Annotated in this window: 20 protein-coding genes and 3 tRNA genes; 15 read left to right on the plus strand and 8 right to left on the minus strand. The window is 67.4% G+C overall.

Translation table 11 applies throughout. From position 1 onward, the window contains the following. Positions 1-326 precede the first annotated feature (326 nt). The 7 genes from KMW22_RS08985 to KMW22_RS09015 all read left to right on the plus strand — a co-directional run bounded on the left by KMW22_RS08985 (position 327) and on the right by KMW22_RS09015 (position 9,046). Positions 327-1,073 carry a VC0807 family protein gene (locus tag KMW22_RS08985; protein ID WP_221089701.1) on the plus strand — a complete coding sequence of 249 codons (747 nt, stop codon included), beginning with the start codon at positions 327-329 and terminating at the stop codon, positions 1,071-1,073. A gap of 74 nt (positions 1,074-1,147) precedes the next feature. Beyond that, positions 1,148-1,735, plus strand: coding sequence for an NUDIX domain-containing protein (locus tag KMW22_RS08990; RefSeq protein ID WP_221089702.1), 588 nt, complete (start codon positions 1,148-1,150; stop codon positions 1,733-1,735). Positions 1,736-1,871: 136 nt separating this feature from the next. Then, complete coding sequence (locus tag KMW22_RS08995; protein WP_221089703.1) at positions 1,872-2,492, plus strand: IMPACT family protein; 621 nt, start codon at positions 1,872-1,874, stop codon at positions 2,490-2,492. A 530-nt stretch (positions 2,493-3,022) separates the two neighbouring features. Then, positions 3,023-5,893, plus strand: a complete 2,871-nt coding sequence (locus KMW22_RS09000) for a hypothetical protein (protein ID WP_221089704.1) — start codon at positions 3,023-3,025, stop codon at positions 5,891-5,893. Between the two features lie 186 nt (positions 5,894-6,079). After that, on the plus strand, positions 6,080-6,637 hold the full coding sequence (locus KMW22_RS09005) for an RNA polymerase sigma factor (protein WP_221089705.1): 558 nt from the start codon (positions 6,080-6,082) through the stop codon (positions 6,635-6,637). Beyond that, on the plus strand, positions 6,624-8,318 hold the full coding sequence (locus KMW22_RS09010) for a zf-HC2 domain-containing protein (RefSeq protein WP_221089706.1): 1,695 nt from the start codon (positions 6,624-6,626) through the stop codon (positions 8,316-8,318). The genes KMW22_RS09005 and KMW22_RS09010 overlap by 14 nt, the downstream gene beginning before the upstream one ends. Then, positions 8,315-9,046: a hypothetical protein gene (locus tag KMW22_RS09015; RefSeq protein ID WP_221089707.1), complete on the plus strand. Its 732-nt coding sequence runs from the start codon at positions 8,315-8,317 to the stop codon at positions 9,044-9,046. The genes KMW22_RS09010 and KMW22_RS09015 overlap by 4 nt, the downstream gene beginning before the upstream one ends. A 161-nt stretch (positions 9,047-9,207) precedes the next feature. On the opposite strand, the gene KMW22_RS09020 is transcribed toward KMW22_RS09015, so the two are convergent. Then, complete coding sequence (locus KMW22_RS09020) at positions 9,208-10,281, minus strand: hypothetical protein (protein WP_221089708.1); 1,074 nt, start codon at positions 10,279-10,281, stop codon at positions 9,208-9,210. On the opposite strand from KMW22_RS09020, the gene KMW22_RS09025 reads away from it, so the two are divergent. Beyond that, positions 10,216-13,374, plus strand: coding sequence for a coiled-coil domain-containing protein (locus tag KMW22_RS09025; RefSeq protein ID WP_221089709.1), 3,159 nt, complete (start codon positions 10,216-10,218; stop codon positions 13,372-13,374). The genes KMW22_RS09020 and KMW22_RS09025 overlap by 66 nt on opposite strands. After that, on the plus strand, positions 13,374-14,492 hold the full coding sequence (locus KMW22_RS09030; protein ID WP_221089710.1) for a hypothetical protein: 1,119 nt from the start codon (positions 13,374-13,376) through the stop codon (positions 14,490-14,492). The genes KMW22_RS09025 and KMW22_RS09030 overlap by 1 nt, the downstream gene beginning before the upstream one ends. A gap of 309 nt (positions 14,493-14,801) precedes the next feature. On the opposite strand, the gene KMW22_RS09035 is transcribed toward KMW22_RS09030, so the two are convergent. After that, positions 14,802-15,356, minus strand: a complete 555-nt coding sequence (locus tag KMW22_RS09035) for a hypothetical protein (protein WP_221089711.1) — start codon at positions 15,354-15,356, stop codon at positions 14,802-14,804. A 317-nt stretch (positions 15,357-15,673) separates the two neighbouring features. On the opposite strand from KMW22_RS09035, the gene KMW22_RS09040 reads away from it, so the two are divergent. After that, positions 15,674-18,007 carry an alpha/beta hydrolase family protein gene (locus KMW22_RS09040; RefSeq protein ID WP_221089712.1) on the plus strand — a complete coding sequence of 778 codons (2,334 nt, stop codon included), beginning with the start codon at positions 15,674-15,676 and terminating at the stop codon, positions 18,005-18,007. Between the two features lie 15 nt (positions 18,008-18,022). On the opposite strand, the gene KMW22_RS09045 is transcribed toward KMW22_RS09040, so the two are convergent. The 5 genes from KMW22_RS09045 to KMW22_RS09065 all read right to left on the minus strand — a co-directional run bounded on the left by KMW22_RS09045 (position 18,023) and on the right by KMW22_RS09065 (position 21,103). Further along, positions 18,023-19,297, minus strand: coding sequence for a hypothetical protein (locus KMW22_RS09045; protein WP_221089713.1), 1,275 nt, complete (start codon positions 19,295-19,297; stop codon positions 18,023-18,025). 192 nt (positions 19,298-19,489) lie between these two features. After that, positions 19,490-19,566, minus strand: a tRNA-Arg gene (locus KMW22_RS09050). A gap of 15 nt (positions 19,567-19,581) precedes the next feature. Continuing rightward, positions 19,582-19,674 (minus strand) — tRNA-Ser (locus KMW22_RS09055). 23 nt (positions 19,675-19,697) lie between these two features. Further along, a tRNA-Ser gene (locus KMW22_RS09060) sits at positions 19,698-19,785 on the minus strand. 70 nt (positions 19,786-19,855) lie between these two features. Then, on the minus strand, positions 19,856-21,103 hold the full coding sequence (locus KMW22_RS09065; RefSeq protein ID WP_221089714.1) for a nitrilase-related carbon-nitrogen hydrolase: 1,248 nt from the start codon (positions 21,101-21,103) through the stop codon (positions 19,856-19,858). Positions 21,104-21,143: 40 nt separating this feature from the next. Between KMW22_RS09065 and KMW22_RS09070 the strand changes: the two genes are divergently transcribed. The 4 genes from KMW22_RS09070 to KMW22_RS09085 all read left to right on the plus strand — a co-directional run bounded on the left by KMW22_RS09070 (position 21,144) and on the right by KMW22_RS09085 (position 24,949). Then, positions 21,144-21,764 (plus strand): 5-oxoprolinase subunit B family protein, encoded by a 621-nt coding sequence (locus tag KMW22_RS09070; RefSeq protein ID WP_221089715.1) that lies wholly within the window; start codon positions 21,144-21,146, stop codon positions 21,762-21,764. After that, a complete protein-coding gene (locus tag KMW22_RS09075; RefSeq protein WP_328774643.1) occupies positions 21,757-22,725 on the plus strand; it encodes a 5-oxoprolinase subunit C family protein in 969 nt (322 codons plus the stop codon). Before KMW22_RS09070 ends, KMW22_RS09075 begins: the two co-directional genes overlap by 8 nt. A 251-nt stretch (positions 22,726-22,976) precedes the next feature. Beyond that, entirely contained in the window at positions 22,977-23,726 is a 750-nt protein-coding gene (pxpA, locus tag KMW22_RS09080) for a 5-oxoprolinase subunit PxpA (protein ID WP_221089716.1), read from the plus strand. Between the two features lie 83 nt (positions 23,727-23,809). Further along, on the plus strand, positions 23,810-24,949 hold the full coding sequence (locus tag KMW22_RS09085) for a GGDEF domain-containing protein (protein WP_221089717.1): 1,140 nt from the start codon (positions 23,810-23,812) through the stop codon (positions 24,947-24,949). A gap of 290 nt (positions 24,950-25,239) precedes the next feature. On the opposite strand, the gene KMW22_RS09090 is transcribed toward KMW22_RS09085, so the two are convergent. Then, entirely contained in the window at positions 25,240-25,956 is a 717-nt protein-coding gene (locus KMW22_RS09090) for a 50S ribosomal protein L25/general stress protein Ctc (RefSeq protein WP_221089718.1), read from the minus strand. Between the two features lie 311 nt (positions 25,957-26,267). On the opposite strand from KMW22_RS09090, the gene efp reads away from it, so the two are divergent. Continuing rightward, positions 26,268-26,825, plus strand: a complete 558-nt coding sequence (efp, locus tag KMW22_RS09095; protein WP_221089719.1) for an elongation factor P — start codon at positions 26,268-26,270, stop codon at positions 26,823-26,825. Positions 26,826-26,975 lie beyond the last annotated feature (150 nt).

The raw sequence follows: 26,975 nt of genomic DNA on the forward strand, positions 1-26,975 counted from the left end.
CTCTCCTGCAGTCTCGAAGAGTGGCCGCGCCGCGCGGTGCCCGGCTGTGGCGCCGCTTCGCCAGCCTGCCCGAATGGTCGGCCAGAACGCTGCAGGCAGGGTCCGTAGAAGCGCCCTGGTGTGGACAGGTTCAACCGTGCGGCTGGCGCAGCTCGGGGAACATGTCTTTTTGTCCTCGCTTTGTTGGGAAGCCGCCGCTGAGGCCAGCACGCGCCTGCCGACCACCCCACACCCCCTTTTCCGCTGCCGCGTCTTCTGACCTGTTGACCTGTTCCAGCCCCACACTCTAGGCAGCGCCACACTGACCCAGAGTGCAGAATCCAGTCATGAACCCGGCGCTGCGCAAAACCCTGCTTGACCTCGCGATCACCGTGGGGCTGCCTGTTCTGATCCTTAGCCCCAATCTGCTGGGCAGCGGCTTCAGCGTGGCCGCCGCGCTGGGGGGCGGCCAGAGTGGGAACATCCGCGCGTATCTGATGTCGGCGCTGATTCCCGTGGCCTATGTGCTGTGGGACCTGCTGATGGGACGCAACTTCTCGCCCATCGCCCTGTTTGGCGGCCTGAGCGCTGTAATAAACGGCGCGCTGGCCTTCTGGTTCGTGGACGGCCTGTGGCACGCGCTGAAGGATTCGGTGAACGCCTACCTGCTGGGCGGCCTGGTGCTGGTCAGCGCCCTAACGCGCACGCCGCTGCTCAAGGTGTTTCTGCAACTGCTGGCCCTGCCCAGCAAGCCTGCGCACCGCGCCGCGCTGCTGGCGGCGCTGGAGCACCCAGCCATGGGGCGCGCGTTCGTGGTGGGGAGCGCCGTCTTCGGGGGCCTGCAACTGCTGCTGGGCGCCGGCAACTCGGTGTACAACTTCCTGCAGGTCACGGCGCCTTTCGGCACCGAGGCCTTTAATGCCCAGGTGGCCAGTGTGAACGCGGTGGTGCGGCTGCCCAGCCTGCTCGTGGGGGCCGGCGGCTTTATGGCCGCCTTCTTTGTGGTGGAGCGCCAGCTCAAGGCCACCTATGGCCCGCAGGCCAGCCTCGCGCAGCCGGACAGCCTGGCAGGCGCCCCCAGCCCCGCCGCCTGATCGCGGCCCGCCACGGTTGGCCGCTGGGAATCCACCTGCCCCTGCCCGGCAGCGGCCCCTGCTAGCCTGCGCGTATGCCTGAACACCCCAACTGGGCGACCCTGACCGAGGACGACACCCAGCCGTGGCACACCCTGGAGTCCCGGGTGCTGGTCGCGGGGTTCCGCACCGTCTATGAAGACCGGGTGCGCCTGGAAAATGGCGTGGAAACCCTGTACCAGTACCGCCCGCGTGGCCCGCGCGCCGTGTTCGTGCTGCCGGTCACGGCGGCGGGCGAGGCGGTGCTGATCCGCCAGTACCGCTATCCCCTGCGCGCCACCGTGACCGAGGTGGTTGCGGGCGGGGTGGAACGCGGCGAGGACCTGCACCACGCCGCCACGCGCGAACTGCAGGAGGAAGTGGGCGGCGTGGCCGCCGAGTGGGTGGCGCTGCCGGGCTTTTATCCGCAGCCCAGCATCAGCGGCGTGATCTTTTATCCCTTTCTGGCGCTGGGCGTGACCCTGGGCGACACCGCCCACGAGGCCACCGAAACCATTGAGCGCGTGGTGATGCCGCTGCGCGAGGCCTACGCGCTGCTCGACAGCGGCGGAATTCAGGACGGCGCGAGCAGCCTGACGCTGTGGCACGCCCGCGCGCCGCTGCAGGCCCGGGGGCTGCTCTGACAGCGGCGACCAGTTGCACCTTGGGGCCAGACAGCGGCCTCTCCATTCCGTGGGCGCCGCTGTCTTCTGCAGGCACTCCCTTCGTTCGTCCCAGAGACGTTGAGGGTGTCTGCCCCCAAGGTCTCTGGGTGCTGCTGTGAGCCGTCCTGGCGAGCTGCCCGCGCCCTTTGCCACGCTGGCGGGCCCCTGGCGCGAGGACCTGCTGGTGGAGAACAGCGAATTTCTGGCCTTTGCCGACCGCGCCGACTCCCCAGAGCAGGCGCTGGCGCAACTGAACAGCCTGCGCGGGCGCTACCCGGACGCCACACACCACTGCTGGGCCTACCGCATCGGGCCCCTATACCGCTTTCACGATGATGGCGAACCCGGCGGCACGGCCGGCGCCCCCATGCTGAAGGCCATCGAAGGCCAGGGCCTGGACCATGTGATGATCGTGGTGGTGCGCTTTTACGGGGGCGTGAAGCTGGGCACCGGCGGGCTGGCCCGGACCTACAGCGGGGCCGCCGCCGCCTGCCTGCGCGCCGCGCCCCGGATCACGGTCCGCCCGCGCCTGACCTTGCGCGTGGAGGTGCCCTTTGCCCACCTGGGGCGCCTGTACCACCTGCTCGACAGCGGCGGCGCCCTGCGCGGCGAGGAAACGTACGGCGAGGGCGGCGTGACGCTGCAGGTGCAGCTGCTGCCCGAAGAGGTGGAACCCTTCACGGCCGCGCTGCGCGACGCCACACGCGGCGAGGGCCACGCCGAACCTGAACAGTGACACAAACTGTTTAACCCGAGCAGCGCGAGAGGGGAAAAAAAGTTGGCCTGGAAAAGAGAGCGCGAATCGAGAAGCCGCCGATTCAATCACGGGTGGAACGGGAACCGTATGATCAATGGTTCGGACAGGTTCAGCATTCACTGCAACGAGCAGCCACAACAAACCGCGATCAGTAGGGCACCTTTACTCCTCCCCCCTTGTGTGAGCGGCTGGGCGGGGGGCGAGCGGGCTCAGCCTTTCAAACGACGTTTTCGGAACTGTGCTCCCTCGATAGGCTTGAAAAGTGGCCGAACCATTGATGATCCGGGGTCCGGGTCATCCGTGACCGCCCCTTCGCTTCGGTGCTTCCACGCCTCTCTATCCCCGTTTGGCTTTCTCTGCTGCGCCGCTCTGCGAGCCCAGCCGGCCGGGTTCACCAGTTCTTCCAGAACGGCTGAACCCGAATCCGTATGAGACCGGCGGGGAAGCTGACCCCGGGCGCAGCCGGCACGTACCCGGCCGCCCACGCGCTACCATAGGTGAACGTCTTCATGTCCAGAACCCCTGCCCCTCCGAGTACCAAGGGTCGGCCTGCGGCGGCCGGGGCCCTGCGGCTGCGTGCCCTGGGTGGCCTCTCACTGGGCGAATTCCGCAAGGTCAAGTCGCTGCTGCTGCCGGTGATCGTGGCGCTTGAAGGCCCCACCACCCGCCGCCACCTCGCCGCGCTGCTGTGGCCACGCGCTGCCAAACCCGAAGTCAGCCTGCGCGTGGCGCTGCACGCCCTGCGCGAATACTGCCCAGACGCCCTGTGGGGCGAGGAACGCCTCTCGACCGGGCTGCCCTGCGACGCCGCCGAACTGCTGAACCTGCGCGGCGAGGCCGCCGCCCAGGCCTACGTCGGGGCCTTTTTGCCCGACCTGAACGTCACCGACGTTTCGGCCGAATTTGAGGAGTGGGCCGAACACTGGCGCCAGCGGCTGGCCCGCCACGTGCAGAGCGAGGCCCTGCTGCTGGCCGAACGCAGCGAACCCGGTCTGGCTGCCCACTGGGCCCAGCGCGCCTACGATCTGCCCGGCGCCCCCCCGGCCGAGCCCGATACCCTGCGGCGCCTGCTGGCCCTCAGTGCCCCGGCCAGCGCCCTGGAAGCCGCGCTGCGCAGCGAACTGCGCGAGCTGACCGGCCGCCGCGCCACCGACGGCGTACCCAGTGCCCGGCGCGCCGCTATTCCCGCCGCGCGCATGCTGGGGCGTGAAGCGGAACTGGACACCCTGATGGCCTGGGCCGCGCACCCCGGTGGGGGCGTGGCGGTGGTCACGGGCCCCGGCGGCATCGGCAAATCCACGCTGGCGCGCGCTCTGCTGCGCGAGCTGACCGTGCTGGGCCGCACCGTGTATCTGGCCGACACCGAGGGCGTTCAGCACGCCAGCGAGGTGGCCGCGCGCCTCGCTGGCGTGCTGGCGGGGCCCGGCCCCCGGCCGGGCCGGGCCGACGACTGGGCGGCCCTGGGCACGGCGCTGCCCCCTGGCAGTGTGGTGCTGCTCGACGGCCTGGACAGCCTGGATGACCCCGAGGAACTGCGCGCGCACCTCAGCGGACTGCCCCAGGTGCGCTGGGTGCTCACTGGGCGCCGTTCCCGGCTGGGCCGCGCGCCGGAAGGCGATCTGCTGCTGGCCCTGGGGGGGCTGGAACGCCCGGCGCCCGAAGCCTCATGGCTGGACATCGGGGTGTGCAGCGCGGTGCAGGTCTTCGTGCGCGAGGCCACCCGAGTGCGGCGCGACTTCGCCCTCACGGCCCACAACGCCGGGCTGGTGGCCAGCCTCACCCGGCGCCTGCTGGGGCACCCGCTGGCCCTGACCCTGGCGGCCTCGTGGCTGCGGGTGGAGGACCTTCCAGCGGTGCACGACCGCGTGCTGCAGGATGCCGGCGCGCTGCGCACCGAAGGCGGCGACGGCGACGGGCGGCGGGGCCTGCAACTGGCAGCGGCGCGCTCCTGGGCCATGCTGAGCCCCGCCCTGCAGGCGGCGGCCCTGCGCCTGAGCGTGGGCGCAGACTTTGACCCCGCCGACGCCCCGGCCCTGGGCGTGGGCCACGAGGAGGTGGACGCCCTGCTGCAGCACGCCTTTCTGGAGGCCTATCAGCCCGGCAGCGAGCGCCTGCGCCTGTACCCGGCCCTGGACGGCCTGCTGCGCGAGCAGGGCCGCATACAGCCAGAACTGCTGCAGGCCGCGCGCCAGACCCACGCCGAGTTTCACCTGGGCCGCTTTGCCGCCCGCGCCCCCGAGGACCCGGCCACCGACCCGGAACGCGGCAACCTCACCCTGGCCATGCACGCCGCCCTGTGCGCCGCCACCCTGACCCCGGCCCTGGCCGAGCACCTGATGGCCCACTACGACCGCCGGGGCATGCACGCGGCGGGCATGGAAACCCTGCTGGCCCTCAGCGAACGCGCCGAGGAACTGGGCGCCCCAGACGCCGTGCAGGCCGCGCTGCAGGTGGGCAGCATGTGGCTGGCCTACCGCGCAGGCCGCCTGCTGGACGCCCAGACGCTGGCCGGGGTCTTCCTGCAGGGCCCCCTGGCCGCCGATCCCGCCAGCCGCATGAAGGTGCTCAATACCCTGGCCTCGGTGCGCGGGGAACAGGGGCAGATGCGCGCGGCGGCCGACCTGCTGCGCCAGGCCCTGCGGCTGGCCGGGCATCTGGGTGACCCCATGCGCGAACGCTTTTACCGCATGAATCTGCTGACTGTGCTGTCCTTTCTGGGCGAGGAAGCCGAACTGGCCGGGCAGATGGCCGAACTCGAAGCGGGCCTGCGCGACCTGCCCGAAGCGCACACCTGGCCGCTACGCGAGCGGCTGCTGGCCCTGCGCACCCACATGACCCAGGTGGATCTGCCGGGCTTGCAGCAGGAAGCGCAGGCTCTGGCGGCGGCAGGGGCGCGCAGCGGCGAGGTGCGCCAGCAGCTGGCCGGGCTGCTCTGCGGGGCCCGGCTGGCGCTGCGGCAGGGCGACTGGCGCGCGGCCCAGGACGCCATGGCCGAGGTTCAGCGCGTCACCGCCACGGTGCAGGACAACACCGCCGGGGTGGACCTGCTGCTGCTGGACGTTCAGCTGGCCTACGCCCGGGGGCGGGCCCCGCAGGCCCGGCGCTCGGCGCGGCAGGCCCTGCAGCAGCCCCGCCTGCGCGAGAATCCCTGGAACCTGATTGAACTGCTGCGCCTGACCGCCCCCGACCTGTACCGGCAGGACCCGGCCGGCACGCTGGCCTTTCTGTGCGCCGCCGCCCAGGCCTCCCACATCCACATGGGGCAGCGCCAGCAGGCCACCGAGCTGATCCGCACCCTGCATGGCGCCGCCACGCCGGGGCCCGCAGCACCCCTGGACTTGGGCGCCCTTCATCAGTGGCTGCGCACGCAACTGGCGTAAGGGGTGGGGTGGACAGGGCTGCCATGGACGCGCCGAAGCCTCCGGCCGCCCTCCTGGAGCACGGGACCCGGTGGGGTGCCAACTTAAGCGCAATTCAGCCTCCTTGCAGAAGCTCGGTTTCCCCAATTAACAGTTCAATGTTAAATCAGCAAACCAAAATGACTTGAAGTAGTTACGCTCAGAGGTATGGAAGACCTGCCAGATGAGACGCTTCTGGAGCTGATTCTTGCCGGAAGCGAGCAGGCCTTTCGCGAACTGTACCGGCGAGAATCGGGGTACATCCATGGGCTTCTGCAACACTTGCTTAGGAGCCCAGACGACATCGAACAGGCGGTCTACGAAACGTTCCTTGCATTTCGTGACAAGGCGATCCAACTGCAGCACCTTCATGGTCAGATCCCAAAACGCGAACTTTACCGGTTGGCGCTGCAGCGGGCCTGGTTCAGGCGCCGTCTCACTGCCCCGGTCGATACGGCCCTTGAGGTCTATCTTCCCTTTCTTCAAGCGCCGCCCACTCTCGAACGTCTTGAACAGAGGGCTGATGTGGAGCGGCTCCTGGAAGGCCTGAGTGGCTGGAACCTGGAACTGGTCATCCTGCGGTGGTACAGCGGCTTCACGTACGAGGAAATCGCCGACCTGCAGCGAATTCCGGTCGGTACGGTCAAAAGTAGAGTTGCGGCAGTGGTCAGACGTCTGCGCCAGCGGGCCCACGAGTTGGGCTGGGAGGAAGATGAATCATCCTGACAGGGCCAAGTTGCTGGCCTACGCGGCAGGTCGCTTGCCCGAGGCCGAGGCGAAGGGGATGGAGGCACATCTGGAGACCTGCGCTGATTGCGCGGGGGTGGTGGACACTCACCTGGACGAGGTGGTGGCCCTGGGCCGGGCACTGGGGCCGGCACCCGTTCCCGTGGAGTGGGAAGACCGGCTCATGCGGCAGGTCCCCCGCCCAGAGCCGCGCAAGGTCACCTGGCCGCCGGCCCTGGCCAAACGCTCGCGTGTGCTGCTGGCCCTGGAGCCTCTTCTGGCCCTGCGCGAGTGGGACGCCCGGCGCGATGAGGGCACGCGACATTACGACACCATCGCCCTGACCCTGCGGGCCTTCGACCTGATTGTAGAGTCGAGCGGCTTCGGCGCCGAGGTGAATGAGGAGACCGTCATCCGTGAACTCCTGCCTCTTTTACACCAGATGGACCTGGCCGCAGGGGTGCCGCCCGACCGTGGGCAGCATGCGGCCTTCGCCACTAGGCTGCTGAGCCGTCTGCGCAACGATGAAGAAGCCCGGCGCCCTTTCCGCGCCACCTATACCGACTTTGATCAAGGGCGCCCTGTGATCCGAGAGGTGGCGTTTCACCTCCTGGAAGAGCAGTTTATAGACGACGAGCGCTTTGCCCTGCGGCTGTCCGTAGAGGCCACCAACCTCTTTCTCAGCGCGCTCGATTTCGAAATTGAAGATGCCCAGGCCGCCTTAGAAGGCGTCATTCAGTCGCAGATTGAACGTGGCCGTTTTGAAGAAGCGGTTCAGTTTGCCCGGGACGCACGCGCCCGCTCCGTGCAACTTCAGGAGAAATTTGACCGGCTGCTGCGTGAGACCCGGCGCGATATGCGCCAGGTGGACTGGCGAACAGATATGCCGCGGCTGCTGGGTGAAGGCCTCAGTCACCTGCAGGGGCGGCTACGGGTGGAACAGGAGGTGATTCAAACGGCGCGTGAGCGACTTGAGCACCTGTCGCCGGGGAGTCCTGAAGCGCAGCAGGTGGCGCGCATTGCCGCCTTGATTGACGAATGCTTCCTACGCCATACCCATCTGCACCACGTTCTGCTGGGGGCACGCGAAGTCTTTTTTACAGAGCAAGACCGGCAGGCGTTCGCCCCCCGGCCACGCACGCATCTGCCGGACCTGTTCAGGGAGGTGCTTGAACCCCTGCTCGCCGCGCCCAGAGACCAGGCACTGGCCGCGCTGGAGGGTGAACAGGGGCGCCCCGACCTGCCGTCCAGGGCCGACGCGATTCGGGCCGCGCTGCTGCCAGCGCAGGCGCCCGAGAGTCTCTCCCTCAGCGACCTCACTTCATGGCTTCTCCGGCCTAAACGGACCCTGCCTGCCACCAGCAGTGAAGCCTCCGAACTCGTGTGGGAAGCGGCGCTTCCTGATCCTCTGCACTATCCCCCCGAGGTGCAGGCTAGTGGCGAGCCTTACCTGCAGCGCGGTGCGGCGCGCCTCTCGCAGGTACTGTGCTGGGCGGCGCAAGATGCTCAGCCCGCACCCGTTCTGGAATACCTGGGGCTGCGCGCCCTGCAGGCATTCGAGAATGACCGCCCCAGCCTGCTGCGGGCCGAACAGACGGGCACCCAGTTTGAAGCCGCAGGGTTTTACGGTCACGATCTGGACTTGCAGTGGTCGGCGGCTGACCCGGAGGCCACCCCATGATGGGCGCTGACGACGCGCCTTACGCGGCTGGCCGTCTGGTGCAGTGGGGCCTGCGGAATGGCGCCCACCCAAAACGCAACGACGAGTACCGGGCACTCCTCGCCCGCTACCTTGACCGCCTAGAGTTCCGCGAGGTGGTCCGGCGCTTTGCCGAAGGCCTGGAGCTGGAGATTCTGGAGGCCAGTACAGAGCACGGTATGGTGCTGGCCCCTTTGCCAGGCTCGGCTTTTGCGACCCAGGCCAGCGACTACCGCCCTTCGAGCAGTGAAGACACCCGCCTACTGGACGGCCTTGTTCAGGTGGCGATTGCGGCCACAGTCTATCCACGGGCCATGGATCTGCTGGGCGATCCCACCACCGTCCGCAATCCCGTCACGGTGACCGAGATTGAAGAGACGCTGCGCCAACTCGTGAACCGCCTGGATGAAGCGGCCAAGCAGCAGCCCGATCCCATACCTGAAGAGGCTGGTGGCCTCTATGAGGCGTGGCGCGTGTACAAGCATAGGCAGGCCCAGCGCAGCACAAAAGACCAGCGGTCTTCCCCCCTCAGCACGCACCGGATCATCGAGTACGCGCTGGACTACCTGTGCAAACAACACTGCTTTCAGCACAAGGGCCAGGTCTACCGGCCCCTCTGGCGCTACCAGGTTCTGGTTCAGGAGTACGCGGCCAGCCGAGCGCACGCCGCTGTCAAGCGCGCCCTGAACCCCTCGCAGGAGAAGCTCTGATGCCTCAGCTCACCAAACTGCGTCTGGTCAATGTCGGGCACCCCAAAGCCCGCTTTGACGATGTCACCATCCCCCTGCACGATCCTGTAGGGCGCGGCGTGGACACCACCCTCTGGCTGCGCAACGGCGGCGGCAAGTCGTCCATGCTCAATCTGTTTTTTTCACTTTTGCAGCCGAACCGGCGCCAGTTTCTGGGGAAGGCGGGCCAGCACGACCGCGCGCTGGAAGATTATGTGCTCCCAGAGACGCGGGCGATCATTGTGGCCGAATGGCAGCTGGACACGCCCAAGGGTGATCCGCCGCAGTGGTATCTGACCGGGGCCTTTTACGAATGGAGCGCGCGCGAGGCCAATACCCTGGAGCGGCTGTTTTTCGCCGCCCGGGTGCAGCCCCCCAGGCTCACGCTGGACCAACTTCCCCTGCGCGATGAGCGTCAGCGGCCCCTGACGCTCCACGGCTTCAAGCAGGCGTGGCAGAACCTGACCAAAGCGCACCCCAGTGCCGAGGGGCATGAAACCCACCACCTTCACGAGTGGCAGCGCGTGCTGGAAGAGGTGCGCATTGATCCAGAGCTGTTTGGCTATCAGCGTGTCATGAATGCCCGCGAGGGCGGCGCCGAGGACCTCTTCCGTTTTCGGGAAAGCGACGAATTCGTGAACTTCTTTCTGGGACTGGCCATGAAGCCGACGCATGGTCAGGCGGTAGCGAGAAATCTCGCTGGTTTCCGCGAAGGGCTCAGGGAGCGCATAGAGCAGCACCTGCCCGGCCTGGACCTGATCCGCCAGCTTCTTGGCCCGGTACAGGACATTCAGACGGTGGGCACTGAGCGGCAGGCCGCCCGCGAGCGCCTGGGCGCAGTGGCGACCAGACTGGAATTGACCGGGCTTCATGCCCACACACGGCAGGTCGAGGCCGAGACAGCCATCGCGGACCTGGACACCCAGACCGAACAGGCCCAGGAGTCGCTGGGGCAACTGAAGCGGAAGAAACAGGATCAGCTGCATCACTGGCGGGCCCTGGAGCGCCGGCAGCTGGTCAAACAGACCGCGCGCCTGACGGCCGAGGCGGCCACCGCCGAGCAGCACCTGCGGGACGCCGAACACGCCCGGCAGATCTGGCGGCAGGCCCCCGCCCTGCTGGATGTAGAGCGGCATGAAGAGCAGTTGCGCGTGATTGAAGCCCTGCTTCAGGCGCAGGATGAGGCGCTGGCCCCGGACTGGGCTGACGTTCGGCACTCGGCCCGTCAGCTGGCGGGCGCACTGCTCACCCGGGCGCAGCAGGGGCGCACTGAGGCCCAGCGCCGGCAGGCTGAGGCCGCTGTTCTGGAACAGGCAGCCGCCCAGGCGGCTCAGGAAGCCAGAGGCGCACGCAAACTTTCAGGGCGCACAGCAGAGCGGGCCCAGACTGGCCGCGACCGTCTCGGAGACCTTCGCTGGGCGCTGCAGCAGCTGCGTGCAGGAGGCACACTCGGACCAGAAGAAGCGCTGGCCGTGGGCCTGGCCCGCTGGCAACACCAGCAGGCCGACGCCACCTTCAACGAAGAAGCACTGCAAGGGGAACAGCAACTGCTGGAACAGCAAACGCAGGTGTGGCGTGAACAGCACTTTGCTGCCGAACGGCACTGCCATTACGCCGAAGAACGCTATGAGCAGGCCTACGCGGCGCTTCTGCAGGCACGCGAGGCGCGCCAGGCCATGGCCAACCACCCCGTTCTGACGCGCCTCATGGACAAGGAACCGGACCTGGTTCCCCTGTCCAATGAAACGGTCCAGATCCTGATTCGGGAGCGCACAGAGCTGGAGCGGCAACTTCTCGAGCTCCGGGCCCAGCAGGGCGAGGAGGCGCGCGTGCTCGAAGCGCTCCGGGTTCGCTCACTGCTGCCCCCCACCCGGGACGTGGCTGCGGTCTGCCAGCTGCTGGAGGAAGCCGGTCTCGCCTGCTGGTCAGGCTGGGAACATGTCGCGCAGCAACTCCCCCGCTCTGCAGCACGTCCCTTTATCGAACGGGCGCCCGAACTGGTGCAGGGCGTGCTGGTCCGGGATCAGGACCTTGAACGGGCCCGGCGCGTGCTGCTGGCAACGTCGGCGGCGCTCGAGACGCCCGTGGTGGTGGCGGCTCGTCAGCAAGCCTTCAGCGTTGACCCGGGGCAGGAACCAGAGGGGAGATTCCTTGTTGGGCCGACCAGCGACGCCCATTTTGACGCGGACGCTGGTGCCCGTGAGGCGGTGGTCCGCGAGTTGCGGTTGGAACGCCTCCAGGCCGAGCAAGTGCAGGTCGAGCGTGAACGCCAGACCCTGCGAGAAGCGCTTGACCAGCTTGAGACCTATTTGCAGCAGCATCTGCCCGGCTTCTTCGAGGCGCGTGAAGCCGAGGTGACGGCCCACCGCGCGGCGCAGCAGGCGGCACAGGGCCATCTGAGCGACCTGAGCGCAGAGCAGCACCAGCGGCAGGCTCGCCTGCAGGAGCTCAGCCTTCAACTGGAAGCGTGCCGTCAGGCTGCAGAAGCTGCGCGCCAGCACCGCCAGCGGTTGGAAACCCATTTGGAACGGCACGGGGATGAACGTCAGGAGCGCGAACTTGGCAACAGTGTTGATCAGGATGAGCGGCAGGCGCGGACCCTGGAACAGGAGGCGGACCTCAACGACGAGCGGGCCAAAACCGCCGAGGGCCAGGCACGCCACCTGCTGGACCTGGCCAAACACCTTGAGCTGGGTGCCGCCGCTGCCGAACATGAAGCGCGCGCCGTGCCATATCTAGAGTCGGGCCCCCTTTCTGCCACCACCGAAGATGTCGAAACCTGTCGGGGGCGGCACCGCCTGCTGTGTGAAGCGCTGGATCAAAAAACGCTGGACCACCAACTCAGGCTGAAGCGGCAGGCCGCCCAGGAGGGGCTCCAGGCAGCGCGCGAACGCTTCGAGCGCAGCTGCCCCAGCGGCATTCAGGAACCGGCGGTGCGCCGGGCGCTGGACACGCTGGCCGATAAGGAGCGCGTACACGAACAAGCCAGAGCGGCTGAAGTGCACAGAGACGCCGCCTTTGCCGAAGCCCAGCGGCTGAGGACTGCCCGGCACGGCGTTACCGAGCAACTGGCACACCACGAACGCGAGTATTCGCAGCTCAAGTGGCGGCTCACCCCAGAAGAGGACGAGCTGAGCGAGGAAGCGCTCCTACAACTCGCTCAGGACGTCAGGCGGCAGGCTCTCCAGACCGAAGATCAGGAAGCCCTGTGCCGCGACCAGCTTGAACACCTTCAGAAGGCCAAACGGGCCGCCGAACCCCCACTGCGCTTCTGGCAAGAGCAACGGGCAAAAGCGCGGGGGCTGACCGAGCGGTATCAGGAACTCCTTCAGGCCCAACCTTCCACGACACCTGCCAAGGTCACCCTGCGAGATCAGGACGTCGCCGCCCACCTCGATGATCTGGCCGCCGCCCTTGATCACGAGCAGCAACGCTGGCAAGACTTAGCACGCCGCCAGGAGGCCGCCGGCCGAACGTTCTTTCGAACCCTCTCTGGGAGCCCTGTCATATTCGTCAAGTCGCTCCTGGCGTGGACACCCGAAGACTTGGAACTCAATGCCGGGCAGCTGCGCGAGGAGCTGGAGATCCGGCAGCTCAATATTGAGGGCCTCTTGCAGCAGTTCGAGCAGCACCGCGAAGTACTCATTACGGAGACGCTGGGGCTGGCCGAACGGGGCATGACCCTGCTGAGGGGCCTCGCGGCTCATTCCACCCTGCCCGAAGGGGCAGGCCGCCTGACGGGACAGCGGTTCCTCAAGATCACCTTGCCTGACCTGCCGCCCCAGGCCGAACGGCGCGCCCGGATTGGCGCTCTGCTGGACGATATCGTGCTGGACAGGGCCGAGACCAAGGGCGCCGAGCTGGTGCAGCGGGCCGTGCGCAAGCTCGCGCAGCCTATTCGCGTGGAGGTGCTGTTTCCTGATGTGGACGCGCCGCCCCGGTATCTTCCCATCACAGCCATGGCCAAAGAAAGTGGCGGTGAGCGCCTGACGAGCGCGGTGCTGCTGTACTGCACGCTGGCCCGTCAGCGCGCCCGCGAACGCGGCCTGGATGTGCAGGCCACGGGAACCCTGTTGCTGGATAACCCGGTGGGAGCGGCGTCGCGCGTCAAGCTGCTGCAATTGCAACGCGAGATGGCCCGCGCCATGTCCATTCAGCTGATCTACGCCACCGGGGTGCAGGACATGGAAGCTGTCGGCACCATGCCCAACGTGGTGCAACTGCGCAACGAGAAGCACAATCTCAAGACCGGCCACCGCCTGGTGGAACTGGCCAGGCTGGGACGCCACGAAACGGAGGTGGTTCGCTAATGAGCGAGAGCCCCAACAACGGCGCTGATCCCCGCTGGACCAAGGAATTCACCGAGCGTCTGCGGCAACTGGAATTGCGCCCGGGCAGAGTCAGTATTTCGCTGGACCAACTGCATGCTGAATTCACCCAGGTGTTCGCCCATCGGCCCGGCATTCCAGACCGGCGGGTCTGGCTTCTGGACGCCTTACGGTATGCCGAGCAACAGGGCGTCATCCGGCTTCCGCCGCAGAAGGGCAAGTTGTGGGATCCCTCTGGTCAGCCTCCCTTGCCTTCGCGGGTCAGCCGCGTCGCTGTGCCCAAGCCCGCGCGCGAGGCCTGGTGGCGAACGCGGTACTGGCCGCCGGAACTGGAATGGCTCCTGGACATGGAAACGCTGGACGAGGCCCATGATGCCTTTCTCCTGCGGGTCGAACAGGGCCTCAAAGAGGGCTGGTTCAAGGACGCGGCCCCGCTCCGGCACCGTTCCATTCAGCTCACTGGCGATGACAAGCGCCTGGGGGTGCTGCTGGACGGTGTGCTGTTCAAGAAGGGGCGTCTGACCCCGGCCCTCCTGAACTGCGCTTCGGACACGCTCCCCCTGGCCCATGAAGTCGTTGGTGGTCCACCAGTAGCGCTGGTGTTCGAGAACAAAGAACCCTACAACCTTGCTCTGGGGGTGCTCCGAGCGCTCGCCCGCCGCCCCTACGGCGTGGTGGCGTTTGGCGGCGGTGGCAGCTTTCAGCAATCAGTGCGCGCCTTTACGGACATTCAGGCCTCAGAGCTCTACCGCCAGAGGGTCGGGCAGCCGCTGCGGCGGATTGATTATGTGGGCGATCTGGACTGGCCAGGCCTGGCTATTGCCGCACAGGCCGCGCGCCGGGCTCAGGAGGCTGGATTGCCACCTGTTGTTCCGGCCCTGGGTGCCTATCAAGCCATGCTCAACGCCTTGCTGGACCCGCGCATCAACTGTCCAGAAGGGCTCGCGGTTCAAAACACCAAAACACACCGCCGGTCCCACCTAACCTGGCTTCCCGAGGATCTTCAGAAACGGATTGAGCCTATGCTGCTGAACAACCGCCGCGTCCCCGAAGAGATGCTGACGGAGCGCAGTCTGCGCGACTGGTGGGCGACGTTGTGAGCGGGAAGGCTAACGCCATGGCAGGCGGCATGAGGGATTTGTACGAGCGCCGACCCAAATCATTCTTGAAAGGCAGCCCTCGCCAGACCCGCGCGAAGGCGCTAAGTCATTTGGCGTCGTCCCCTACCACCTTGGACAGCCTGCACCGTTCACTTCACAGTAGCTGTGGGTGGCTCATAAGAATTCCGGTACATCAGTTATTCCATAACCGATCAACCCGACCGGAGGGAGAAGGAAAAACGGTGACGGAGAGGCCTGGGAGCACCGAGGCGAAGCGCAGAGGCTGTCACGGATGATCCGGAACCCGTATCAGACTGGCCTGGGGCGAACGAAATAAACTTCCACAGAAGATAGTGGCCTCGCTTGTCCTGCTTCTTGCGTGATCCACGCAGGGCGGCGCGAGGCAAGGTCACCGCAGCACCCAGTGCAGGAACACCACTGCACCCGAATTCTCCCAGTGACGCTCTGGCAGCCCGTCCATGAACGCCCGCAGCGCGCGCCAGTCGCCTCGCAGCGGCAGGGCGCCGAACGCCGACCAATCTTCGGGAACGCCAGGCGAAGCCGCCTGAATGAGGTCATGGGTGACGCCGGAGGGCAGCAGGCGATGGGCTGCCCCCGCACCAGCCCCGGCAGGTCTGGCAGCGCCCGCAGACAGCGCGCCAGTATCTGCGCGGACTCCACGCCGTTCAGCACCGGATCACTCAATGACGTGTGTTCCCGGTACAGCTTGTCCAGCGCCTGCGACGGCTCTCCTGGAAACACCAGACAGGCCAGTTCCAGCGTATCCACCACCCGCGCGCCCAGCAGTCGTTCCAGTTGCGGCACATCGAAGCGACGCACGGTGTGCCCGGCCAGCACCACCACGCGCGGCACCACCTGCTCCACCTGTGGCAGTTGCTCAGCCGCGAATACCCACGGCGGCCTCCCGCTGACCATCGCCCCCACCCGCAGCGACCCGTCCCCTGCACTTCCAGATCCAGGCACGCCGGAACCTTAGCAGGCCACTCAGCGACCTCGGGGCCAGGCGGGGCGGCAGCGAAACGCGGCCAGCAGAGGCTCTGGGCCGTTCACGGCGCTGCCGCACGCCAGGCAGCCCAGCGGCACCGAAGCAGTCACGGGTTGGTCACGCGCGCCAGCTTACGATTCACGCAACCCCGCCGCCCGGGGCCAGGAGGGACACCATGAGCACCGAGCAGGGTTCAGGCGCGCCACAACCAGCCACTGGAATCTCATCCTCAGACGATGGAGCGAATGCCCGTCCTCCATTGCCACCTGCCGAAAGGCTGGCAGTGATCTACGTTCACGGAATGGGGGACCAGACACGTCTGTGCGACCCCACCACCCTCCTGAACAGCCTCGAGACCTACTGGAGGAAGGTTGATTCTACATACACCTTCACACCTGTCGTCCAGACCCATCCCTCCACCCCATCCGACCCACACCACTCCCTCAATGTCACGCTGCCGAACGGGTCGACACTGGATGTACACGAGGTGTACTGGGCCCCGAAAGCGCCGAACGTGGCCGCCACCACCGTGCTCAGTTGGATGCGCAAGCAACTGGTCGTGCCGTTTCTCCGTCGCCATTCCCGGTGGGCAGAACTCAGCCGGCTGAAACTGGGGGTGCTGGGGCAGGGCGTGACCACCAGACACATGACCCCACAAGATAGCCACACCCTAAGAGCCCAGTACGAGCATTTCGCTCAGCAGAAGCCACACGGCAGCTTCTTCGAGTATGCACGCGCCGCACCGACTCCACCGCAGCCCGCAGCAGATCGCTGGCAGAAGCTGACGAAAAGCAACGACTTGAGCGCCATCTGGGTGGTCCTGAGCATGATCCTGGCGACCCTGGTCTTCGCGCTCTTTGTGACGGAAGCCGTCGTAGGGCTCGCGCAGTTCTTTCAGCAGGAACCCCTGGCAAAGTGGGCCGCGCGATATGGGCTGAGCTACAGCAATGTCGTTGATGGATGGTACATCTATCCCCTGATCGCCATGAGCGTGATCGTGACGCTGGCCTGGGCGTTCGGCATCCGTCCGTTCTTCAGCAAGTTCATGGGCGATGTGGTGCAGTGGGCCACCTACCAGGAAACCGAGGAGGGCTTCAAGGTCAGAAGAGCCATCCTGGACAGGTCCAGCGACGTCTTCAGGGACGTGTTGCGAATTCCAAAATCAGCTGGCCAGCCACACGAAAAACCCCAGTACGACCGGGTGATCGTCATAGCCCACAGCCTGGGTTCGGTCATTGCGCACGACACCCTGCTGGCCCTAAAACGCGATCACCCTGGAAGCCTGGAGCAGATCAGCGACTTCATCACGTACGGCAGCCCCATCGACAAGTTCGCCTACTTCTTCGAGGCCCTCCAGGGGCAGTCGCCTCGCTATATCAAGACCATCCAGCAGTTACGCGGGCAGCTGTTCGAAGACCGCATCAAGCCCCTCGTGTGGCAAAACTTCTACGAGGAAGGCGATCCAATCGGCGGCACCATTCACACTGTTGGCCCCAGCTGGGATTTGCCACAGATGCCATTGCCATCAAGAATTCACAACATCTACACCGCAAACGCGAACGTGGCACTGGTTGCCCCCAATCACACTGGGTACATTCACAACAAGCTGGTGATTTTCCGTGTGTGGAATGCCCTCATGCCCAACACCTTTCCCGATCGCGCTGCCCAGCCTCAGGAGCGAACAGATGTGGATGTCATGGCCCATACCCGCTGGATGCGCCAGATGTACGCCGTGATTCTGCTGATCCCCTGGGTGCTGCTGGCCTCGTACGTGGCCCACGCTGCCCACCTGATTCAACTGCAGGTTCACCTGAATTCATCCGACGGGACTTCACCTGCTCTGTGGTGGCTCCTGTGGGCAGGACTCGGCCTATCAGCAGCGCTGCTTCTCATCAGCTTCCTGAAGCCAGTTCACCTGCTCAAACCGCTGGCCATCGCCTTGACGGCCCTGACCCTCGTTGGGAACTATGCAGCGTACACCAGCCCCAAAATCTGGGCCGACGTTCCGGCCGTCAAGAACACAACGGCGAACGACGCCCCTCCCCCCCAGCAGCAAACCTGCAAGTCTGCCTTCTCTGGGACCACCCAGAACTTCACGCTGAACAGCACCTGCCAGACCCCCAAACCACCCCAGTACCCCCCGGCAAAGGCCTCCTGGGCCAATGAAGCGCCAGACGTGTTTTCCTGGAGCAGCGCACTCGTAGGCCTGATCGTTCCGGCCCTCCTGGCTGCCGCACTGCTCCTGGTCACCAAGGCCAGATCCATGCGCCACGGCACCAAACTGGAGGCGCAGACGCACGAGCGACCCAACACGCTGTTGCCCTGGATCATTGGCATGCTCATCGGCTTTATCGCGGTCAGTTCAGCTGCCTCGGCGAGTGGTCAGGCCATCTTGCCCTGGTGGTGGTGGCGCACCACCCTGATATACGCCACGTTCTCGCTGATCATCGTGGGATTGGTGCAGCTCGTCTGGCCGAAACGCAAGCTGAGGCACCTGCTCAACCCATAGGCCCAGCAGCCCCCATCAGGCTTCAAGACCCACCACAGGCTTCTTCATTGCCCCCGCAATCCGGTCCAGCAGCGCCGTTCGGCGAGCTGTGAAGAAGCCCTCGAAGTCGTCGCGGCGCAGGGCCGCCACGTCAATCACATGGGTTTCCAGAATCTCATCCAGACGCGCCCCTTCTACCGGGGGCGTGTCCTTATCCCCTTTCTGAAGCCGGGCAAGGTACACGCTCGGCGCGCTGCCCCCAATCTTGCGGTTCGTCTTGTAGGCCAGCGGCGTCTTGTTGATCACGCTGTCGTACACCCGTTTCTTGATGCCGTGCTTCTCGCACCAGTCCTGCGGGAAGATGTGGTGAATATCGATGCTCTCGTCGAAATACGCCGTGTCCGTGGCCGGAAGACCCGTGCGGAAATCCTGTGCGCCGTCCCGCATCAGCAGGGCGTACACACCCTTGTACGCCGCGCTGTTCCGGGTTCTCAGGTCATCCAGGCGCTGCGCATTAAAGCTGGCTTCCCGCACCGTGTCCGGCGCGTCCTGCCCGTCCATCCAGGCCAGCAATTCCGGGAAGTCCTTGGCAAACCGCGTCTCGGTGGCACTGGCGTACAGCTCGCCGAACACGCCGTTCCAGTACCATTCGGCCAGCTTGTCCTGCACCGCCACGCTCTGCGCCTTCTCCCCCAGCATGGCCAGCACCGCCGCCATAGGCACCAGTTGCGTCCGGTACGGCAGGTCACGGGCCGTAAACATCTTCTGCGTCCGCAGGAACTGCGCCGCTCGAATAAACCCCTGTTCCACCGCCGGCGCGTGCTGCTGGTATTCCGTGAGCGACAGCTTCAGCACGTCCTTGCGCTTGCAAGACACGGCTGCCGCCTCTGAATCCGTCTTCCCGGCCTGCAACTGCGCCAGCCGCCGCGTCCGCGTCGCGAGCAAGGTTACCGCTTGCAGGAAGTCCGTGTTCTCCACATTCCCCAGCACCTGATGCTTGTGCAGGCGGCCCTGAATGCCCGTCGTCCCGGTGGCCGGATCACCCAGCCACGCCTCCCGCAGATGAAAATTCTCTGCCGCGAACGTTGCTGTCAGCAACTCGAATACGGTCAGGCTCACGCCACCCGTATTCACCTTCTCAAAGACCAGACACACCGCTTCCTTCGGCGTGCCGTTGCCCATGGCAATCACCGGCACCTGATACTTCTGAAACGGCTCCAACACGGCCTTCCGGAACGCCCGCCAGCGTTCTTTGTGGACCGCCGACAGATCGCGGTATTCTTCTGCCCAGTCCTCGTAATCGCCGAACATTAAGCCCACCGGGAAGCGCAGGTTAGCTCACAGGAGCGGCGGGCACCCCCGCAGTGCCCGAGCCCTGGCACCTGACAGCAGCGGTGTTGAGCAACAAGCAAGATGAGACAAGGCGGAGATTGACCACAACGCACAAGGCCGGCTGGGCGCCGGGAGACAAAAGCAGAAACCCCCTCTAGGAGGGGGTTCTTATGGCGTGCCCGAAGAGATTCGAACTCCTGGCCTTCTGATCCGTAGTCAGACGCTCTATCCAGCTGAGCTACGGGCACACACTTGGCACTGCTTGGCGGAGAGGGCGGGATTCGAACCCGCGGTACACTTTTAAGGCGTACGAGCGTTTAGCAAACGCTTGGTTTAAGCCGCTCACCCACCTCTCCATGAGGCCGTGCATTGTCATGTTTGGCGAGGGGTGAGGGATTCGAACCCCCGGTAGGTTGCCCTACTACGGTTTTCAAGACCGTTGCCTTCAACCACTCGGCCAACCCCCCCTGTGTGGTGGGGCGCGCTGTCAGGTGTCCTTAAGCGCGAGGGGAAGTATATGAGCACGCGCCCACCTTGTCAACGCCTGTGCCGCCAGAGCAGCAGCGCCGCCGCCCCCAGACCCAGGGGCAGCCATGCCGGCCACGAGCGGGGTAGGTGCGCCTCGCCGCGCAGCAGGGCGCGCAGGGACTCCTCGTGGGGGGTGGCCGGGGGGGCCGGGCGGGTCAGGGGGGGCAGGGTCAGGTCGGCGCTCAGCACGCCGGTGTGGTAGGCATTTTCGTCGGGGTGCCCGCTGCCCGCCGCGCGCTGGGTGCCGAGGGTGCGCAGCCTCTCGTGCGGCCCGTCCCCCACCCAGGGGGCCAGGGCCAGAAAGCCGGGGCGCGGCTCGGTCATCACGTAGCTGCGGGGCGCCGGGGCCTCCTCGGCCGGGCCGGTAATCGCGCTCTGACCATCGAAGGTCAGGTCCAGCAGGTTGCCCACCACCATCGGATTGACCGCGTAGCGAATCTGCGGGCTGGTGGCGGTCACCTGCCAGCTGCTTTCCAGCCACGCCACGGGTTGGTCGCGCACGTCGTCCGGGTCTGGCGGTAGCCCCTCGCGGGCGGTCCAGGGCGAGCCGTTGGCGTCGGGTTGCAGCAGCACCGTGCAGCCCTGCGCTTCCAGGCGGCCAATCACATCGGCCCGGAAGGCGTCAAGGCTGATCGCCACGCCCAGGTCGCCCGCCGGGGTGGGAAACACCCGCAGCTCGTCCAGCCGCCCCGGGCTCAGGTCCACGCCGCCCGCCTCCTCGTCCGGGGTGAGGTGCACCTTGTCGGCGGTGCCGATCAGGTCGCCCTGCGGGTCCAGCAGCACCGTCTGGTTGGTCAGCACCCCCGGCACCCGGCGCAGGCCAGTCCCTGACCGCTCATAGCGGGGCATGGGCGCCGAGCCGCAGCACAGGTACACGCCGTATTCGCGCGCCAGGGCCCGGCAGGTGTCCAGGTACAGCGCCGTGTTCTCGTCGATGCCCGCCAGTTGCAGCGCCCGCACCGGCGAGACCCGCTCGCGCAGCATCAGGGGCAGCGTGCGCGGCAGCCGCGCCAGGAACAGTGCCAGCGCTGCCCGCTGAAAGGTGCCCAGCCGCAGCGCCCAGCCCCCACCGCGCAGCACCAGCGGCAGCCCGTTCAATTCGGTGAGCACCACCAGATTCGGGCGGTCCGGGGCGAGGTGGGGCCGGGCCGCGTCCAGCTGCGCGCGCAGCCACTGGCGAAAGCGCGGGGCCGAAACGAAGTCGCTGGCATGCCACTGGGGCTGCACCGCCACGGCGCGAACAATGCGGGAACGCATGGGCACAGCCTAGCGGCCCGCCCCCGGCTATGCTGCCACCATGTCCGCGCCCATCTTCGAGCCCCTGGGCGACGCGGCGCTGGTGGTGCGCACCCCAGCGGCGCGCGCCCTGCTGGCCCGGCTCTGGCGGCAGCCGCCCCCCGGCCTGCTGGACGCCGCCCCCGCGCTGGGCCAGGTCACGCTGCTGTTTGATCCACTGCACACCGATGCCGCAGGGCTGGAACAGGCGGTGCGCGGCGCGTACAGCACCCTGACCGCCGAGGCCGCGCCCCCGGCCCGGGAGCTGACCCTTCCGGTGACCTTCGGTGGCCCTGATCTGCCCTGGTGTGCGGCCCACGCCGGGCTCAGTGAGGCGGCGCTGGTGGAGGCGCTGTGTGCGCTGACCTTCGAGGTGGCCTTCCTGGGCTTCACCCCCGGCTTTGCCTTTCTAACCGGCCTGCCGCCCGCCCTGCAGATGCCCCGGCTGGCGGCCCCCCGCGAGCAGGTGCCAGACGGCAGCGTGGCCCTGGGTGGGCCCTGGGCCGGGGTCTACCCCCGCGCCACGCCAGGCGGCTGGCGCCTGGTGGGGCACACGACCTTCCAGGCCTTTGACCTGTCGCGCCCCGAACCCGTGCCGTGGCGGGCCGGCGACCGGGTGCGCTTCGAGGCCCAGCGTGGCTGAGCCGGCCCAGCCATCGCGGGCCCTGGTGGTGCTGCGCCCCGGGCTGCAGACCACCGTGCAGGACGCAGGCCGCCGGGCTCGGGCGCTGGGCGTGCCGGGCGGCGGCGCGGCCGATTCCACCGCGCGGCGCCTGGGCAACGCCCTGGTGGGGAACCCCGGCACCGCTGCGGGCCTGGAACTGACCCTGCTTGGCCCGGCGCTGCGCTTTGAAGCGCCGGCCCTAGTCAGCCTGTGCGGGGCGCCGTTCGGGGCCACGCTGGACGGCATCCCGCTGCCCCTGTGGCGCGCCGTGGCCGTGCAGGCCGGGCAGACGCTGGACGTGCGCGGCACGCCGGCCGGACTGCGCGCCTTTCTGGCGGTTCGGGGTGGGCTGGACGGCCAGGAGGTGTTCGGCAGCCGCGCCACCGACCCCCGCAGCGGGTTCGGGGGCCTGGAGGGCCGCGCCCTGCGTGCCGGGGACCGGCTGACCTGGGGCGCAGCGGCCCTGGCCCCGGCCCCACGGGCTCACCCCTCGCCCGAGGTGCGGACCCCCCTCGGCCCCCACCACCGCCTGCGGGTTCTGCCCACCCCGGACCTGACCCCTGCCCTGGAGGGCCACCTCTGTGGGCCGGTGTTCACCGTGGGCGCGCAGGCCGACCGCATGGGCGTGCGCCTGACCGAAGCGGTGCCGGCCCCGCACGACCCCACGCGCCCCAGCGTGCCCAATGTGCCAGGGCTGGTGCAGCTGCCCCCAGATGGCCGCCCCATCCTGCTCCTGCCCGACGCTGGCACCCACGGCGGCTATCCCACCCCACTGGTGGTGATTCAGGCCGATCAGCCCCGGCTGGGGCAACTGCGCCCCGGGGACACGCTGCAGTTTGAAGCGGTGCCCCTCGCCGTGGCCCGGCAGGCGCTGATCACCCAGGAACGGGCCCTGCGGCAAGCCGAAACGGCCTTGCGCCTGCATTTCGCCTCGGTCTGAGGGCGGCAGCCCGTTTCACCCGGGGACCAACAGGCGCCCCCTGAATGCTGTAGGCACCGCCGTCTTCCCCAACACACACTTCATCCGCCCCAGAGCCCTTCAGTGGAAAACCCGGGCCGACGCCGGGCGCCACTCTGAGCCCAGAGGCCCGCGCCTCCCTACGACCTCCTCAACGAGAACGCCGCATCTTCTGCCTTCCCTAAATTACCCCTGGCCCGGCCGGGCCACTGCGTGGGGGCTATGCTGCCTCCATGCCAATGGACCTGAACGCCGATCTGGGCGAGGGCAGCGCGCACGAGGAAGCGGTGATGGCGGCTGTCACTTCGGCCAACATCGCCTGTGGCGGCCACGCGGGCGACCTGGAGACCATGCGTGACAGCCTGCGCCTTGCCGCGCGCTTTGGGGTGGCAGCCGGGGCCCATCCCGGCTTTCCCGACCGCGAAGGTTTCGGGCGCCGCGCCATGACTTTTGCCCCGGAGGACGTGACGGCCTTTGTGCGCGACCAGATCGAGGCCCTCAAGGCGGTGGCGGCGCGCGAGGGGGTGGCGCTGGCCCACGTCAAACCCCACGGCATGCTGTACAACATGGCGGCCACAGACGCGGCCCTGGCCCGCGCTATTGCCCAGGCGGCGGCCGACGCTGGCCTGCCGCTGTACTTCGGCCTGGCCGGGGCCCAGAGCGTAATGCTGCGCGAGGCCCATGCCCTGGGCCTGACCGCCCTGGGCGAGGGCTTTGCCGACCGGGGCTACGGGCCGGACGGGCAACTGTGGCCGCGCAGCCAGCCCGGCGCCCTGCTGCCCCATGCCCAGGCGGTGGCGCAGGGCGTCCGCATTGCCACCCAGGGGCACGCGCTGGCCGTCAGCGGCGAGGTGGTGGCGGTGCCCGCCCAGACCCTGTGCCTGCATGGCGACGGCGCCGAAGCCGCCGAGCTGGCCCGCGACCTGCGCGCGGCCTTGGAGGCGGCGGGCGTGCAGGTGACCACCCCCCTCCCCAGATCATGAAGGCCAGCTTAGGGTCGCAGGCGCACTTCAAGACCGCACTTGTCAGGCGGCGGTGAGAGACGGCGTGATGAACTGCCCTTACCATGCGCCCCCCTCTCCGCCGCTTCCTGCCTGACCTCGCCGCCCGGCGAGCAGCCTGTCCCATCCTGGGCGGGGGCACCATTGACCGTCGCCTGCTGAGCACCCATGTGCTGGTGGTGGTGCTGGGCGCCATGCTGCTCAAGCTGGTCTCTCTGCCGCTGGACGCCTTTGAGCATGCCACCCTGGCCGTAACCTGCGCCCTGGTGGCGGGCCTGCTGGCGGTCACCGCCCTGACCCACGCGCCGCTGCAGGTGCTGCACGGCCTGCTGCTGGCGGTGTCCTGGGGCTACATGCTCAGCCAACTGTGGCATGTGCTGTTCCGGGTGCCCGAACAGGGACAACTGCAGGCCCTGGGCACCCTGGGGCCCTGGGCGGCGGTCACCCTGGCCTCGCACCTGTGGATGCTGGGACGGCAAGGCAGCCTGCCCCTGAGCGTGCTGGCGCTGGGCAGTACAGCGGCGCTGCTGGCGGCCTACGTGCTGCAGGTGCCCGGCGCGGCGCAGCAGCCGGTGGTGGGCGCCACGCTGCAACTGCTGCTGGCCGGCGCGGTGATGCTGGTGGGGCAGCACACCACCGCCCGCCGAGTCACGGCTGACCTGCGCCGCGACCTGCTGGGCGACGGCCAGGCCGAGCGCGACGCCCTGACGGGCCTGCCCGGAAACGCCGCCATGAAACGCTGGCTGGACGGCGCCGTGGCCCGCCGCCCCGAGGGCCTGGGGGTGGCGGTGATTGCGCTGGACGCACCGGTGCCGGGGGTTGGCGGCCCAGGCGACGCCCGCCGGCTGGCCCATGTGGCCCGGGTGCTGCAGGGCGCCCTGCGCGACGAAGACATGCTGGGCTACCTCAGCGATGATCAGCTGGTGCTGGCCCTGCGCGCGGCGGATGCCCGCTCGGCCCGCGCCCTGTGCGAGCGGCTGCGTCTGCGCGTGGCCTCGCGCCCGGTGGACGGCCACAACGTGACCGTGACGATGGGCCTGGCCTTTTACGACGACCACCGCAGCGGCCTGAGCCTGCTGCGCGAAGCCGAGGACACCTGCCTGAGCCTACAGCGCGAGGGCAGCAACCGCGTGGCCCTGGGCCCCCTGCCCGCGCACGACGAGCAGCCCAGTGCCGACCTACGTGTTCAACCCAGTCCGGCGTAAAGAGGGGCAGACCCAGCCCCTCACCACTAGCAAACGACCAGTGCGAAGCCGTGCTGGTCGTTTCCATGTGGAGGTGTGAAGCCTGGGTTTGCTCCGAGAGCCCCCTCTCCCTGCCAAGCACACCAGCTCAATGCGGGAGCATCAGCTCCTCTCGCTTCCAGAAGAGCAGTATGCCGACCCCCGGCGCCTGCCCTCAGCACTGCAAAGGCCTCTGATGAACCGACAGGTCTCCCTCGCCAAACCACGAAAAGCCCCCAGGCAGCAAGCGCCTGGGGGCCCTAAAGAAGGTCTTAGCCTTCGTTCTGCTCGGTGTCTTCGCTCTCGCCCTCGGTGGTCTCGCCGGCGGCTTCCGCCTTGACTTCTTCCACCGTGGCTTCGCCTTCCAGAATGGCGGCGGCGGCTTCCTCGCTGATCTCGCCCGCAGCCACCAGACCGGCCACCTGGGCGGCCTGGGCCTCGGCAGCGGCCTCGCCTTCGGACAGGCGGGGCGGCAGCACGCTGATCACCACGAGGTCTTCTTCCACGGCCAGCTTCACGCCTTCGGGCAGCTTGATCTGGCCGGCGCTCACGTGGTCACCAATGTTCAGCTTGGTCACGTCCACCACGATTTCCTGGGGAATGCGGCGGGGGCCGGGGGCCACGACGGACAGGTTGTGGACCACGACGTCCACGAGGCCGCCCATGACTTCGCCCTGGCTCTTGCCCTTGGTGTGCACAGGCACGGCCACGGTCACGGGCTCGCCGTAGGTGACCATGTAGAAGTCCACGTGGATGGGCGCGCGCTTGCGCTTGTCCATCTGCACGGTCTTGACCAGGGCCGGGAAGGTTTCGCCGCCTTCCAGGGTGATGTCGAAGAGCCCCGTGGTGCTCTGCTGGCGGAAGGCGCGGTCAAAGGCCTTGCGGTCAATGGCAAAGGACACGTTCTTGTCCTTGTTGTAGGCCACGGCGGGGATCATGCCTTCGGCCAGTTTTTCCTGGCTGCTGCGGGGTTTGGCGTTCAGTTCCATGTGCGGTGTCTCCTTACGGGCGTTCTTCGCCGCCGCTCCCGGCGCGCGCCGTAAGCCTGTGGGGGCTGGGGGGCGGGGGCGGGCGTGCAACCGCAACAGCATAGCAAACGCCCGCTGCCTGCGGGAAGGGTCCGCTTGCCCCCCGCGCCCCGCGCCGCCGTGGCCGGTGGGGCAGGACACGCAACTGAGCACAAATGCTTTAGACTCTGGGGCGTTGCCGCGCGGCCCCCCGCCTGTGCCCCCCCAAGGGCACCTGGGCAGAGGCGGGCCCCGCTGGCCAGAACCCAGCAGCAGCAAAAGGAGAGCACACCATGATCAGCGTGACAGAACTGCGCAACGGCACGAAAGTGGAAATGGACGGCGGCCTGTGGGAATGCCTGGAGTACTCGCACCTGAAGATGGGCCGGGGCGGCGCCAAGGTGGTCACCAAGTTCCGCAACATGGAAACCGGCTCCATCGTGGACCGCACCTTCAACAGCGGCGAAAAGCTGCAGGACATCTACGTCGAAGGCAAGAAGATGCAGTACCTCTACCCCGACGGTGAGGACTTCGTGTTCATGGACCTGGAAACCTTCGACCAGATCACCCTGGCCCGCGCACTCGTGGGCGACGCCGCCAAGTTCATGAAGGAGAACACCGAGGTGGAAGTGGCGATGTACGGCGACAAGGCGCTGAACATCACCCTGCCCAACCAGGTGATCCTGAAGATCGTGGAAACCGACCCCGGCGTGCGCGGCGACACCGTGTCCGGCGGCACCAAGCCCGCCAAGCTGGAAACCGGCGCCACCGTGCAGGTGCCCCTGTTCGTGGAGCAGGACACCAACGTGAAGGTGGACACCCGCACGGGTCAGTACCTCAGCCGGGCCTAAAATCCCCATGCCTGTGCGCGCCGCCTGCCGGAAATCCCCGGGGGCGGCGCTTCGCTTTGCCGTTAGACTCGGTGCAGCCAAACGAGCGTTAGGCTGCGGGTGACACCCCGCCGCTGCTCCCAGCCTGCATGATGGGAGACAGCCACCGCA

Source organism: Deinococcus aquaedulcis, assembly GCF_019693445.1.
GTDB classification, from domain to species: Bacteria; Deinococcota; Deinococci; order Deinococcales; family Deinococcaceae; genus Deinococcus; species Deinococcus aquaedulcis.

Excerpts from the sequence above, each read along its gene's own strand:
- KMW22_RS08985 (WP_221089701.1), top strand. The coding sequence starts at position 327 with ATGAACCCGGCGCTGCGCAAAACCCTGCTTGACCTCGCGATCACCGTG.
- KMW22_RS08990 (WP_221089702.1), top strand. The coding sequence starts at position 1,148 with ATGCCTGAACACCCCAACTGGGCGACCCTGACCGAGGACGACACCCAG.
- KMW22_RS09000 (WP_221089704.1), top strand. The coding sequence starts at position 3,023 with ATGTCCAGAACCCCTGCCCCTCCGAGTACCAAGGGTCGGCCTGCGGCG.
- KMW22_RS09005 (WP_221089705.1), top strand. The coding sequence starts at position 6,080 with ATGGAAGACCTGCCAGATGAGACGCTTCTGGAGCTGATTCTTGCCGGA.
- KMW22_RS09010 (WP_221089706.1), top strand. The coding sequence starts at position 6,624 with ATGAATCATCCTGACAGGGCCAAGTTGCTGGCCTACGCGGCAGGTCGC.
- KMW22_RS09015 (WP_221089707.1), top strand. The coding sequence starts at position 8,315 with ATGATGGGCGCTGACGACGCGCCTTACGCGGCTGGCCGTCTGGTGCAG.
- KMW22_RS09030 (WP_221089710.1), top strand. The coding sequence starts at position 13,374 with ATGAGCGAGAGCCCCAACAACGGCGCTGATCCCCGCTGGACCAAGGAA.
- KMW22_RS09040 (WP_221089712.1), top strand. The coding sequence starts at position 15,674 with ATGAGCACCGAGCAGGGTTCAGGCGCGCCACAACCAGCCACTGGAATC.
- KMW22_RS09045 (WP_221089713.1), bottom strand. The coding sequence starts at position 19,297 with ATGTTCGGCGATTACGAGGACTGGGCAGAAGAATACCGCGATCTGTCG.
- KMW22_RS09065 (WP_221089714.1), bottom strand. The coding sequence starts at position 21,103 with ATGCGTTCCCGCATTGTTCGCGCCGTGGCGGTGCAGCCCCAGTGGCAT.
- KMW22_RS09070 (WP_221089715.1), top strand. The coding sequence starts at position 21,144 with ATGTCCGCGCCCATCTTCGAGCCCCTGGGCGACGCGGCGCTGGTGGTG.
- pxpA (WP_221089716.1), top strand. The coding sequence starts at position 22,977 with ATGCCAATGGACCTGAACGCCGATCTGGGCGAGGGCAGCGCGCACGAG.
- KMW22_RS09085 (WP_221089717.1), top strand. The coding sequence starts at position 23,810 with ATGCGCCCCCCTCTCCGCCGCTTCCTGCCTGACCTCGCCGCCCGGCGA.
- KMW22_RS09090 (WP_221089718.1), bottom strand. The coding sequence starts at position 25,956 with ATGGAACTGAACGCCAAACCCCGCAGCAGCCAGGAAAAACTGGCCGAA.
- efp (WP_221089719.1), top strand. The coding sequence starts at position 26,268 with ATGATCAGCGTGACAGAACTGCGCAACGGCACGAAAGTGGAAATGGAC.